The sequence below is a fragment of the Limnohabitans sp. INBF003 genome, from assembly GCF_055396645.1.
On record NZ_AP029222.1, the window covers coordinates 3,105,112 to 3,117,907 of the forward strand.

The window sequence follows — 12,796 nt, forward strand, 5'->3', positions numbered from 1 at the left end:
ACCGACATGCAAGCTGCACGGCTCTTGGACCCGACAAGCCTTTGCGCACATCGTTGGCGCTGAAGCGCCAACCTGCGGAAACACACGGTGCGCATCTCACACGCCGTAACGGCGCACCCACTCTTTTTCGAGCGCGTCCACCCACGAGGCATGAGGCTCAGGCAGTGCAGGCGCGGTTTGGGCCAGTTGCCCGGCACGTGGGGTCGACTGAAAACGTGCGCGCTCAGCCGCTGGCAAGCGGGCCACATCGAGCACCGTGGGGTCGCCCCACACGTCAATGTCGGCCTTGCGTGCTTGCGCGGCGGGCGACAGCAAAAAGTTGGCCACCACCTGCGCAGCGGCCTTGGCAGGCGCGTTGTACGGGATGGCCACAAAGTGCGTGTTGCCAATCGTGCCTTTGGCAAATTGCCAGCTGTACACGCTGGTGGGCAAGCGCTTGGCGGCGATCTCGTTGGCCGCTTCGTTGGGGTTGAAAGTGAGGGCCATCACCAGCTCGCCATCGGCCATCATCTGGCGCACCGCCGTCGAATTTTGCGGGAACTGCTTGCCGCCGCGCCACAGCTGCGGGTGCAGCGCATCCAGAAAGCGCCACAGCGGTGCGGCTTGCGTCGCCAGCGCAGCAGGTGTCACGGCTTGAGCCAACGCTTTCACATCAGGGGCGTGTTCGATCAGCGCTTGCTTGATGAAGGTGGTGCCATGAAATTCGGGCGGGCGCGGGTAGGTGATGCGCCCTGGCTGGCTGCGGGCCAGCGCCAGCAACTCGGCCATGCTTTGCGGTGGCTTGGGCAAACGCACACGGTCGGCAAAAAACGTGAGCTGGGCCATGCCCCAAGGCGATTCCAGCCCGTCGGTGGGCACCGAAAAATCCACCAAGGTGGTGGGCTTGCCCACCGTGTCCACCCACTGGAAATTGGGCAGCGTTTTGGCGAACGAAGCCGACAACAAGCCATCGCGCTTCATGGCGGCGAAGTTTTCACCGTTGATCCAGATCAGGTCCACCGTGCCTTCGCTGTCTTTGCGGCCTGCCTGTTTTTCGGCCCGTACACGCTTGACCACATCGCCGGCATCGCTGATCTTGACGTGTTGCAGCTTCACGCCGTAATCACGCAACAACTCGGCAGCCGCCCATTGCAGGTAAGCGTTGATGCGCTCGCTGCCCGCCCAGGCATTGAAGTAAACCGTCTGCCCACGGGCTGCACGCTCGATGTCGGACCAGCTGGTTTGGGCTTGTGCCCAACCCGGCATGGCCACAGCGGTCAATACGCCCATGGTTTGACGACGGTTCAATGCCAAAGGTGCCGAGACAAAAGGTTTCAGGTTCATGATTCAGACTTCGCCAGCCAAAGGCAAATTGAGCAACAGGTTTTGCGGCTTGAGTTTGAGCAAACCCTGCTCGTTCATCGCCAGGCCCAAATAAACCGGCTTGCCCTGCACATCGGCACGCATGTCTTGCGGGTGGTCAAAGCGCAGCTTGAACAGGCTGATGAGTTGTTGCTGACGCTTTTCGTCCAGCGCTTGACCCTGATACAGGTCGTTGAGCAAGGCTGTGGCCGTGGCATCCAGACCCACATGCCAGCGCCATGCCGGATCGTCGACTTTTTGCACCGGATCGATCTGCACCGACACACCCAGAAAATGCTGCACCCAGCGGGTCAGCACCACCGACAAGGCCTTGAGGCCTGATCGGGCATTGACCATGCTCAAAATCAAGCCGTGCGGCAATTCGTTCTGAATCTCGTGCGTCATGTCGAGCAAGAAGGCGTAGCGGCCCAGACCTTCGCGTTGCGCAAAGTAGCGCTCGGCGTTGTCTTTGTGCAGTACTTTCACATCGACCGCTTTGAGCGGCGCACCACCTTCCATCAGTAAGCGGCCCATTTCGCCCAAACCGCCCGTGGCCTTCAAGGCGTCCAGCGTGTCGCTGTCGCCCGACAAGACACGACCATTTTCCACAGTGATGCGTTGGCGGCGAAACAGCAACTCGGCGGCGCGCCAGACCCAGGCGTCTGGTTCATCGGCCAATACATTGCACACGATGGCCTGCACCACCAGGTCGATGAACAGCGGCGGCAACTGGATGTGGCCACTGCGCATCCAGCCGATGTAGGCCGACTCCAGTGAGCCGGCGTTTTCCACGTCATCGCGAAAACGCAAGAACAGTTCGTAGTTGGCCCGTGCATCGTCGTCCTTGAAAGCCTTCAGGTCAGCAGGTGCGACCGGCATCAAAGGGGCGTCCAGCAAGGCCTTGTGCAGGCGCTCTTCGGCTTTGCACGATTCGGGCACCAGCGCCAACTCCGGGCGCTGCAACCACAAGCGCCAATAGTCTGGCGTGGGACACATCCAGCCACGCGCGTTGCGCGTCAGGTGTTGGTGGCCGCACGCCGTCCAGAAGTTGTGCATGGTGTTTACAGATTCGGTGCCAACAGGCGCTGCAAGTCTTTCACCTCAACCCCGCTGCGCTGCGCGAGGTCTTGCACCTGATCGCCACCCACCTTGCCCACGTTGAAGTACTGCGCCTCGGGGTGCGCGATGTAGAAACCGCTCACGCTGGCCGCAGGCGTCATGGCCAGGCTTTCGGTCAGGCCCATGCCGATGTCTTCGCATTGCAGCAAGTCGAACATCGGCTTTTTGGCGCTGTGGTCAGGGCAAGCAGGGTAGCCCGGCGCGGGGCGGATGCCCTGGTACTTTTCGGCAATCAGCGCTTCATTGCTCAGCGCCTCGCCAGCGGCGTAACCCCACAGGTCGGTGCGCACTTTTTTGTGCAGGCATTCGGCCAAGGCTTCGGCCAGGCGGTCAGCCAGAGACTTGAGCATGATGGCGCTGTAGTCGTCGTGTGCGGCTTCAAAAGCGGCGGCACGCTTGTCGGCACCGATGCCTGCCGTCACGGCAAACACACCGACGTGGTCAGGCACGGTGCCAGCAGGTGCAACGAAATCGGCCAAGCAACGGCTGGGGCGAATGACCCCGTCGATCATGTGTTTTTCGGTCTGCTGACGCAGGCCACGCCAAGTCATGGCGACTTGCTGGCGGGACTCATCGGCATAGAGCGCGATGTCGTCGTCATTCACCGTGTTAGCGGGGTACAGGCCCAGCACCGCGTTGGCCGTGACCCAACGGCCGTCGATGATCTTTTGCAGCATGGCCTGGCCGTCTGCATAGACCTTGCGCGCCTGCTCGCCCACCACCTCGTCGTCAAGAATCGAGGGGAAAGGCCCGGCCAGGTCCCAGGTCTGGAAGAACGGGCCCCAGTCGATGTATTGCGCAATCTCAGCCAGGTCGTAGTTCTTGAACACGCGCCGACCGATGAACTTGGGCGCAGCGGGCACACCTTGTGACCAGTCGATCGGCGTCTTATTGGCGCGGGCCTGGGCCAGCGTCCACATGGGTGTTTGTTTTTTGTTGGCGTGTTGTTCGCGCACCTTGGCGTAATCGGCATTCAAGTCGGCGATGAACTTGGCCGCTTGCTCGGACAACAAGCCCTGCGCCACGCCCACGCTGCGCGAGGCATCGGGCACATAGACCACGGGGCCGCTGTAGTTGGGCGCGATTTTGACGGCGGTGTGCACACGGCTGCAGGTGGCACCACCAATCAACAGCGGCATTTGGCGTTCGCGGAAGTACGGGTCTTTTTCCATCTCAGAGGCCACGTACTGCATCTCTTCGAGGCTGGGCGTGATCAGGCCCGACAGACCGATGATGTCGGCGTTTTCTTCCTTGGCCTTGGCCAAAATTTCGTGGCAGGGCACCATCACGCCCATGTTGACCACTTCAAAGTTGTTGCACTGCAAAACCACGGTGACGATGTTCTTGCCGATGTCGTGCACATCGCCCTTGACGGTGGCGATCACGATCTTGCCCTTGGCTTTCACGTCTTCGCCCGCCGCTTCTTGCGCGAGTTTTTCAGCCTCGATGTAGGGCAGCAAATGCGCCACGGCCTGCTTCATCACACGGGCGCTCTTGACCACCTGCGGCAAAAACATCTTGCCTTGGCCGAACAGGTCACCGACCACGTTCATGCCGTCCATCAGCGGGCCTTCGATCACATGCAGCGGGCGACCGCCTTGGGCCAGCACGTCACGGTAAGCCGCTTCGGTGTCTTCGTTGATGAAGTCGGTGATGCCGTGCACCAGCGCGTGCGAGAGGCGCTGCGCCACGCTCACAGGTGCATCGGGCGTGCCGCGCCAGGCCAGCTTGGTGCTCTCGTCCTTAGCGGCGCCCTTGGCGCTGTCGGCAATCTCCACCAGGCGCTCGCCCGCATCGGGGCGGCGGTTGAGCACCACGTCTTCCACGCGCTCGCGCAGCGTGGGCTCCAGGTCGTCGTACACACCGACCATGCCCGCATTCACGATGCCCATGTCCATGCCCGCTTGGATCGCGTGGTACAGGAACACGGTGTGGATGGCCTCGCGCACGGGGTCGTTGCCACGGAAGCTGAAGGACACGTTCGACACGCCGCCCGACACCTTGGCACCCGGCAGGTTCTGCTTGATCCAACGCGTGGCGTTGATGAAGTCCACCGCGTAGTTGTTGTGCTCTTCGATGCCGGTGGCAATCGCAAAAATGTTCGGGTCAAAAATGATGTCTTCGGGCGGGAAATCCACCTCGTCCACCAGCACGCGGTAAGCGCGTTCGCAAATCTCGATCTTGCGTTCGTAGGTGTCGGCCTGGCCTTTTTCGTCAAACGCCATCACCACGGCAGCCGCGCCGTAGCGCTTGACCAACTTGGCCTGGCGCTTGAACTCTTCCAAACCTTCTTTCATGCTGATCGAGTTGACAATGCCCTTACCCTGGATGCAGCGCAGACCCGCTTCGATCACGGTCCATTTGCTCGAATCCACCATCACCGGCACGCGGGCGATATCGGGCTCACCGGCCATCAGGTTCAAAAACCGCACCATGGCCGCCTGGCTGTCGAGCATGGCTTCGTCCATGTTCACGTCGATCACCTGTGCACCGTTTTCGACCTGCTGACGCGCCACGGCCAAAGCCTGCTCGTACTCGCCGTTCAAAATCATGCGGGCAAAGGCCTTGGAGCCGGTCACGTTGGTGCGCTCACCCACGTTGACAAACAACGATCCCTCGCCGATGGAGACAGGCTCCAGACCGGACAACTTCATGGGGGGAACAGACAGAATTTCGGACGCGACAACAGACACAGGCTCACCTTGGGCTTACAGGTGAGCGTCGTTGTGCAAAACAATCAGGAATTGAAGGCCCCAAGCCTGACCTGCAAGCTCATGGGTAGAGGCAGGCTGCAACGCTCCTTGGGAAGGTAGTGATTTTAACCGGTGGCTTCAAAGTAGCCGCTGAGGCCCCGCTTGTACCAAGATGACAGCTTTTCAGCGGTCTGAGTTGCACAATATCAGTGCACCATCATTGAACACCCCATGATCCTCACATCTGCCTCACTCAGTCCCCTCCAAGGCGCCTCCAACTTCCGCGATGTCGGCGGCTACCGCAATGCCGATGGTCGCCAAGTGCGTCGTGGCCAGGTATTCCGCTCAGACCATCTGGGAGGACTGACTTCTGAAGACTTGACGCGCTTTCAGCAGCTGGACATCGGGCACAGCCTGGACTTTCGCGGCGAAGCCGAATGCAAGGCCACGCCCTATGCCATCCCAGGCGTGCAGCGTGTGGCGCTGACGATTGAACCCACCGTAATCGCCCGCATGCAGGCACTGGTGGCGCAAGGCATTGTGCCGACCACCGAAGAAACGGTGGATCTGATGCGCGAGACCTACCGAGATTTTGTGAACAACAACGCAGGCACTTACGGGCGGTTCCTGAAGCATTTGCTCGAAGAGCCAACACCCCAGGTGTTTCACTGCACCGCAGGCAAGGACCGTACGGGCTTTGCGGCGGCGCTGCTGTTGTCAGCACTGGGGGTTGACCGGGCCACCATCGAGCACGACTATTTGCTGACCAACCAACTGTACAAGCGCGATGCCCGACTGGAAGGCCAAGGTCACCCGCATGTGATGAAGGTGCTGTGGCAAGTGCAGCCCGAGTTTTTGCATGCGGCATTTGAAGCGGTGGATGCGCAGCATGGGGGCATGGCCGACTATTTGCACGGGGCGATCGGACTCAGCCCGCAAGAGCTGGCCGAGTTGCAGCGGACGCTTTTAGAACCTTGACTCTTTTGTAGGAGCTTGCCTGCAAGCGATGGCTTGTCGCCTGTCAACGGCTTTATCGCCAGCAGGCTGGCTCCTACAGAACACATCAGTTTTTGTGAGGTACAGACTTCATCGATCCTGATCAAGCCGCTTCTTTGTAGAAGAACCCGCCATGCACGTTGCGCGGTGCCAGCGGGCCTACCGCTTTGCTGATGGCACCGATGTGGTCGGGCGTGGTGCCGCAGCAGCCGCCCACGATGTTGACCAGGCCTTCAGCGGCAAACTCGTGCAGCAGACGGCTGGTCACTTCGGGGGTTTCGTCAAAGCCGGTGTCGCTCATGGGGTTGGGCAGACCGGCGTTGGGGTAGCAGCTGATGAAGGTATCGCCCGCGACCTTGTTGAGTTCCTGAATGTAGGGGCGCATCAGCGTGGCCCCCAGCGCGCAGTTGAGGCCGATGGCCAATGGGTGCGCGTGGCGCACGCTGTGCCAGAACGCGGTCACGGTCTGGCCGCTCAGGATGCGGCCTGACGCATCGGTCACGGTGCCGCTGATGATGAGGGGCAGACGCTGGCCGCTGGCTTCAAAAAATTCTTCAATGGCAAACAGCGCGGCCTTGGCATTCAGCGTGTCAAAAATCGTTTCGACCAGCAGCACGTCCGAGCCGCCCTCGACCAGGGCTTCGACCTGCTCGTAATAGGCGGCGCGCAGCTCTTCAAAGGTCACGTTGCGGGCACCGGCGTCGTTCACGTCGGGGCTGATGCTGGCGGTCTTGGGTGTGGGGCCGAGTGCGCCGACCACAAAACGGGGCTTGTCGGGGGTGGAGAATTTGTCGCAGGCGGCGCGGGCCAGTTTGGCCGATTGCAGGTTCATCTCGCGGGCCAGGTGCTGCATGTCGTAGTCGGCCTGGGCCACCGTGGTCGCGCCAAAGGTGTTGGTCTCGATCATGTCGGCCCCGGCGGCCAGGTAGCCTTCATGGATGTCACGGATCACGTCGGGGCGCGTCAGGCTCAGCAGCTCGTTGTTGCCCTTGACGTCCTTGGGGAAGTCCTTGAAGCGCTCACCCCGGTAATCGGCCTCGGTCAGCTTGAAGCGCTGGATCATGGTGCCCATGGCCCCGTCGAGGATGGCGATGCGGTGTTTCAGGATCTCGGGCAGCGCCTGGGCGCGGGTGTAATTCAAGGGTTTCATGGGGTGTATTGTAAAAAGGGGCTGAAGCTGCCGACCTACAGGGGAGGGTCAAGGTTTTTGGTAACGCGCAAAGCCCGAGGCCCTGAGCTGGCACGCCGGGCACTGGCCGCAGCCATAACCCCAATCATGCCGCTGGGTGCGCTCGCCCAGGTAACAGGTGTGGCTGTGCTCCACGATCAAGTCCACCAGCGCCTGCCCGCCATCATGGGCATCGGCCTTTTGGCCCAGCTCGTGCGCCAGTTGCCAGGTCTGGGCCTTGTCGATCCACATGAGCGGGGTTTCAATCAACAGCTTGCGGTCCATGCCCAGCGACAGGGCCACCTGCATGGCCTTCATAGTGTCGTCGCGGCAGTCGGGATAGCCCGAAAAATCGGTCTCACACACACCCGTGACGATGACCTGCAGTCCCCGGCGATAAGCCAAAGCGGCAGCCAGCGTGAGGAACAACAGGTTGCGCCCCGGCACAAAGGTGTTGGGCAAGCCCGAGCTTTCCATTTCAATCGCCGTGTCGCGGGTCAACGAGGTTTCGCTGATTTGGCCCAGGATGCCCGCATCCAGCAGGTGGTCTTCGCCCATCTTCGGGGCCCATTGCGGAAAGCGCGCCTTGACGGCGGCCAGCACGTTCAAGCGGGCGTGCAGCTCCACCTTGTGGCGCTGGCCATAGTCAAACGCCAAGGTTTCAACCCGCTCGTAGCGGGTCAAGGCATGGGCCAGGCAGGTGGTGGAGTCCTGACCACCGGAAAACAGGACGAGGGCGGAGGTGTGCATGGGGTGCGATGGTAAACGCATGGGTCTATGGGGATCTGTCCGCGTTCGGGGGGCGCGTTTGGAAGGGGTCGGCGGCGGGCTCCTCATGAGGCGAGGGTACGCCAAAATCGTCGCCCGCCGCCGACCCCTTCCAAACGCTGGTGGTGATCGTCAGTCTTGCTGGCACTGACAGCCGTCCTTATTGGCGATGAACGCTGGCCTTGGTGTTGCTGGCTGCGCAGCCCATGGTCTTGTGTGGGTGGGTGAGGGCGGGCACAGGGTGACGATTTTGGCGTACCCCCGCCTCATGAGGAACCCTGTGCCCGCCCTCACCCACCCACACCACACCCGCAAAAACTCAAGCACCACACATAAAACCCGCCCCATCAATAGCGGACAATCAAGCCTTCAAAAGCTGTCAAACCCCACGTGTCCCCCCACCTCCCCATCCTGCGCGAAGTTTTTGGCTACGACGCCTTTCGCGGCCCGCAGCAAGCCATCATTGACCATGTGGCGGCCGGAGGCGATGCGCTGGTGCTCATGCCCACAGGCGGGGGCAAATCGCTGTGCTACCAGATTCCGGCCATTGCGCGCCAGCGTGCGGGCCAAGGCATCACGGTGGTGGTGTCACCGCTGATCGCGCTGATGCACGACCAGGTCGGTGCGCTGCACGAGGCGGGCGTGAGTGCCGCCTTCCTCAACTCCACCCTGACCGGCGAAGAAGCGGCAGACATCGAGCGGCGCTTGCTGCGCGGCGAAATCACGCTGCTGTATGCCGCACCCGAGCGCGTGACCAATGGCCGCTTTCTGGCGCAGATGGATTCGCTGCTCGAACGCGGGCTACTCAGCCTGTTTGCGATTGACGAAGCCCATTGCGTGAGCCAGTGGGGCCACGACTTCCGGCCCGAGTACCGGGGCCTGACGGTGCTGCACGAACGCTACCCCAGCGTGCCCCGTGTGGCGCTCACGGCCACGGCAGATGCGCTGACTCGTGCCGACATCATCGAGCGCTTGCAGCTGGAAAGTGCCGAGCTGTTCATCAGCAGCTTTGACCGCCCCAACATCCGGTACACCATCGTCGAGAAAAAAGACGCCAGCACCCAGCTGCTGCGCTTCATCGAGCGCGAGCACCCCGAAGAAGCGGGCGTGGTCTATTGCCAGTCGCGCAAGCGGGTCGAAGAGATCGCGGCGATGCTGGTCGAATCCGGCATTCATGCGCTGCCCTACCACGCCGGTCTGGACGCAGGCATGCGCCAGCGCCACCAAAACGAATTCCTGCGCGAAGACGGCGTGGTGATGGTCGCCACCGTGGCCTTTGGCATGGGCATCGACAAGCCCGATGTGCGCTTTGTGGCGCACCTGGACATGCCCAAGAACATCGAAGGCTATTACCAGGAGACCGGCCGCGCCGGGCGCGACAGCCTGGCGTCTGACGCGTGGATGGCCTATGGCCTGCAAGACGTGGTCAACCAGCGCCGCATGATCGATGAGAGCCCGGCAGGCGAAGAATTCAAGCAGGTCATGCGCGGCAAGCTCGATGCGCTGCTGGGCCTGGCCGAGGCCACCGACTGCCGCCGTGTGCGATTGCTGAGCTATTTTGGCGAGAGTTACAAGAACCCATCCGCCCGCCAAGCTGACAGTGCCCAGGGCGTGTACATGCCGTATTGCGGGAACTGCGACAACTGCCTGAACCCGCCCGAGGTGTGGGACGGCACCGACGCCGCACGCAAGCTGCTGTCCACCGTTTACCGAACGCAGCAGAGCAGCGGCCACAACTTTGGCGCGGGCCACACCATGGACATCGTGCGCGGCAAGAAAACCGACAAGGTGGTGCAGCGCGGCCATGAAAGCATCAGCACCTTTGGCCTGGGGGCCGAGTACAGCGAACAGCAACTGCGCGCCGTGATGCGCCAATTGATCGCAATTGGCGCACTGCATGTGCACACCGAAGACGGTTTCAGCACCCTGCACCTGACCGAGGCCTCACGCGCCGTGCTCAAAGGCGATGTGCCAGTGCAACTGCGTGAATCCACCAGCCAACGCAGCGACAAACGCAGCCGCACGCGCAGCGCCACATCACCTGCCGCAGCCAACCTGGGGCAAGACGCGATGGTGCGCTACATCAACCTCAAGGCCTGGCGCGCTGAAGTGGCCAAAGAGCACAACCTGCCGGCGTACGTGATTTTCCATGACGCCACCTTGGCCGCCATTGCCGAAGCTGCGCCACAAAGCCTGAGCGATTTGCAAGGCATCAGCGGACTGGGCGTGAAGAAGCTCGAAGCCTATGGCGCGCAGGTGCTGAAAGTGTGCAACGGCAGTTAACCCCTTAACTTGTGGGAGCGAGCCCCTGCTCGCGAATGAACGGTGATGGACCACCACCATTCGGCCGCAGAGGCGGCCTCCTAGAATTTTTCAGCAGAACGACAACTCAGGTGGCGTCTACCTGAATCGCCCCGCGCCGGATCTGGTCGCGTTCCAAGCTCTCGAACAGCGCCTTGAAGTTGCCTTCGCCAAAGCCTTCGTCGGCCTTGCGCTGAATGAACTCGAAGAACACCGGGCCCAGCAATGTCTGGCTGAAGATTTGCAGCAGCAGGCGCTTCTCACCGTTGCCGGTGGAGCCGTCCATCAAAATGCCACGTGCCTGCAACTCGGGCACGGGCTCGCCGTGGCCCTTGAGGCGCTCTTCGAGCATCTCGTAATAGATGTCGTTGGGCGCGGTCATGAGCGGGATGCCTGCCATTTGCAGCGCGTCCACACTCTTCAAAATGTCATCGGTCAACAGCGCGATGTGCTGGATGCCTTCGCCGTTGAACTGCATCAAAAATTCTTCGATCTGGCCACCGGTCTTGCCCGACTCTTCGTTGAGCGGGATGCGGATCATGCCGTCGGGTGCGGTCATGGCGCGGCTGGTCAGGCCCGTGTGAGTGCCTTTGATGTCGAAGTAACGGATCTCGCGGAAGTTGAAGATCTTTTCGTAGAACTGGCTCCAAAAAGTCATGCGGCCCTTGTAGACGTTGTGCGTCAGGTGGTCGATGAGCTTGAAGCCGTGGCCGGGTGGGTGGCGGTCCACGCCCTCAATGAATTCAAAGTCGATGTCGTAGATGCTTTTGCCGTCTTCAAAACGGTCAATCAAATACAAAGGCGCACCGCCAATGCCCTTGATCGCGGGCAAGCGCAGCTCCATCGGACCGGTAGGGATCTCGACCGGTTGCGCGCCCATCTCCAGCGCACGTTCGTAGGCCTTGTGCGAGTCCTTCACCCGAAAGGCCAGCGCGCAGGCGCACGGACCATGCTCGGCGGCAAAATAACCGGCCAGGCTTTTAGGCTCGCGGTTGACGATGAAATTGATGTCGCCCTGGCGGTAGAGCACCACGTCTTTGGAGCGGTGCTTGGCCACCAGCGTGAAGCCCATTTTTTCAAACAGGGGCTCCAGGGTGTTGGCGATGGGGGAAGCAAACTCGACGAACTCGAAGCCGCACAGGCCCATGGGGTTGTCAAACAGATCGGTCATGAAAATCTCCAGCAGTGAACGGGGCCGCACTGCAGGGTGCAGCGGGGCCCGAATTGAAATCGGTCAAACGAAAGGGGGGGTGTTTAAAAAGCCTGCGGCGGTGCGCAGGGCTTGCCCCGCGTGCTGCGCGCGAGGTGGATGCCAAAAATCAAAACCTGGATGGACATGGGCTGTGATGGTCGTCGCTTGTGCCTGTGCTGTCAAGCGACGACCGCAAGCCTTATTGCGGCTCGATGCCGGTTTTTTTGACGAGTGCGGCGTAGCGGGCCAATTCGCTGCGGAAGGCTTTTTGGGCCTGTTCGGTGCTGCTGACGCTGATGGTGTTGCCTTGCTTGGCCATGGTTTCTTTCACCGTCGCATCGTTGAAAGCGGTCACCACGGCATCGTGCACTTTTTTGACTTGGGCCGCGGCCATGCCTTTGGGGCCGATCACCGCGAACCAAGCTTCCATGTTGTAGCCCGTGAGGCCTTGCTCAACAAAGGTAGGAATATCGGGCACTGCCGGCGTGCGCTTGTCGGCACACATGCCAATGGCACGCAAGGCGCCCGACTTGATGTGCTGCGCCACGCTGGGCAAGGCCACCACGCCAAAGTCAATCTGGCCGCCCAACAAATCGGTCACCATGGGGCCCACGCCTTTGTAAGGGATGTGGCGGGCTTTGACACCGGCTTCGTCGATGAACATTTCACCGGCCAAATGCAAGATGGTGCCGGTGCCGCCGGAGCCAAAGTTGTAGCCATCGGGCTTGGCCTTGAGCGCGGCAATGAATTCACGGCTGTTGGTGGCGGCCACTTTTTGCGGGTTAACCACCAGCACCATGGGGGTGCTGCCCACCACGGCAATGGGCGTGAAGTCACCGGGCATGTCGAACGGCAAGTTCTTGATCACGCTGGGGAAGATCACCACGTTGTTGGACACCACCGACAGGGTGAAGCCATCGGGCGGGTTTTTGGCCAAGGCCTGCAAACCGATCACGCCGCTGGCCCCCGACTGGTTTTCGACCACCACGCTGGTGCCCAAGGCTTTGCCCAAGGCGGGTGCTGCGGCACGCGTGATGGCGTCCACGCCCGAGCCCGTGGCGTTGGGCAAGATGAACTTGATGGGGCGATCGGCTTGTGCGAACGACATGCCCGGCAAAGCCACAGCGGCAACAGATGTCAAAGCGGCCAAAGCGGTGCGGCGTGTGATGTTTTGTTTCATGGTGTGTCTCTTTCTTTTCAGATGGATGGGTAATTTAC

At 61.2% G+C, this 12,796-nt stretch carries 9 protein-coding genes and 1 riboswitch; of the genes, 2 read left to right on the forward strand and 7 right to left on the reverse strand.

Annotated elements, in window-relative coordinates; all coding sequences use genetic code 11:
- Window positions 1-96 precede the first annotated feature (96 nt).
- From ACZ5VE_RS14540 to metH, 3 genes are read right to left on the reverse strand one after another with little or no spacing between them, the layout of a single operon-like run.
- A complete protein-coding gene (locus ACZ5VE_RS14540; RefSeq protein WP_464455826.1) occupies window positions 97-1,323 on the reverse strand; it encodes an ABC transporter substrate-binding protein in 1,227 nt (408 codons plus the stop codon).
- Window positions 1,324-1,326: 3 nt separating this feature from the next.
- Entirely contained in the window at window positions 1,327-2,397 is a 1,071-nt protein-coding gene (locus tag ACZ5VE_RS14545) for a DUF6352 family protein (protein WP_464455827.1), read from the reverse strand.
- 5 nt (window positions 2,398-2,402) lie between these two features.
- Window positions 2,403-5,114, reverse strand: coding sequence for a methionine synthase (gene metH, locus ACZ5VE_RS14550; protein ID WP_464455828.1), 2,712 nt, complete (start codon window positions 5,112-5,114; stop codon window positions 2,403-2,405).
- Between the two features lie 55 nt (window positions 5,115-5,169).
- Window positions 5,170-5,269: riboswitch (S-adenosyl-L-homocysteine riboswitch) on the reverse strand.
- Between the two features lie 115 nt (window positions 5,270-5,384).
- Between metH and ACZ5VE_RS14555 the strand changes: the two genes are divergently transcribed.
- On the forward strand, window positions 5,385-6,131 hold the full coding sequence (locus ACZ5VE_RS14555; RefSeq protein ID WP_464455829.1) for a tyrosine-protein phosphatase: 747 nt from the start codon (window positions 5,385-5,387) through the stop codon (window positions 6,129-6,131).
- 121 nt (window positions 6,132-6,252) lie between these two features.
- On the opposite strand, the gene ACZ5VE_RS14560 is transcribed toward ACZ5VE_RS14555, so the two are convergent.
- Entirely contained in the window at window positions 6,253-7,299 is a 1,047-nt protein-coding gene (locus ACZ5VE_RS14560) for a homocysteine S-methyltransferase family protein (protein WP_464455830.1), read from the reverse strand.
- Between the two features lie 48 nt (window positions 7,300-7,347).
- Window positions 7,348-8,067 carry a 7-cyano-7-deazaguanine synthase QueC gene (gene queC / locus ACZ5VE_RS14565; RefSeq protein WP_464455831.1) on the reverse strand — a complete coding sequence of 240 codons (720 nt, stop codon included), beginning with the start codon at window positions 8,065-8,067 and terminating at the stop codon, window positions 7,348-7,350.
- Between the two features lie 408 nt (window positions 8,068-8,475).
- On the opposite strand from queC, the gene recQ reads away from it, so the two are divergent.
- Window positions 8,476-10,368 (forward strand): DNA helicase RecQ, encoded by a 1,893-nt coding sequence (gene recQ, locus ACZ5VE_RS14570; RefSeq protein ID WP_464455832.1) that lies wholly within the window; start codon window positions 8,476-8,478, stop codon window positions 10,366-10,368.
- Window positions 10,369-10,474: 106 nt separating this feature from the next.
- Here recQ and hppD read toward each other — a convergent pair whose 3' ends face one another.
- Together hppD and ACZ5VE_RS14580 are read right to left on the reverse strand one after the other, a co-directional pair.
- Entirely contained in the window at window positions 10,475-11,557 is a 1,083-nt protein-coding gene (gene hppD / locus ACZ5VE_RS14575) for a 4-hydroxyphenylpyruvate dioxygenase (protein WP_464455833.1), read from the reverse strand.
- A gap of 220 nt (window positions 11,558-11,777) precedes the next feature.
- Entirely contained in the window at window positions 11,778-12,758 is a 981-nt protein-coding gene (locus ACZ5VE_RS14580) for a Bug family tripartite tricarboxylate transporter substrate binding protein (protein WP_464455834.1), read from the reverse strand.
- Window positions 12,759-12,796: the final 38 nt, after the last annotated feature.

Coding starts and splice junctions, on each gene's coding strand:
- ACZ5VE_RS14580 (WP_464455834.1), bottom strand. CDS start 12,758: ATGAAACAAAACATCACACGCCGCACCGCTTTGGCCGCTTTGACATCT.
- ACZ5VE_RS14545 (WP_464455827.1), bottom strand. CDS start 2,397: ATGCACAACTTCTGGACGGCGTGCGGCCACCAACACCTGACGCGCAAC.
- ACZ5VE_RS14560 (WP_464455830.1), bottom strand. CDS start 7,299: ATGAAACCCTTGAATTACACCCGCGCCCAGGCGCTGCCCGAGATCCTG.
- ACZ5VE_RS14555 (WP_464455829.1), top strand. CDS start 5,385: ATGATCCTCACATCTGCCTCACTCAGTCCCCTCCAAGGCGCCTCCAAC.
- queC (WP_464455831.1), bottom strand. CDS start 8,067: ATGCACACCTCCGCCCTCGTCCTGTTTTCCGGTGGTCAGGACTCCACC.
- ACZ5VE_RS14540 (WP_464455826.1), bottom strand. CDS start 1,323: ATGAACCTGAAACCTTTTGTCTCGGCACCTTTGGCATTGAACCGTCGT.
- hppD (WP_464455833.1), bottom strand. CDS start 11,557: ATGACCGATCTGTTTGACAACCCCATGGGCCTGTGCGGCTTCGAGTTC.
- metH (WP_464455828.1), bottom strand. CDS start 5,114: ATGAAGTTGTCCGGTCTGGAGCCTGTCTCCATCGGCGAGGGATCGTTG.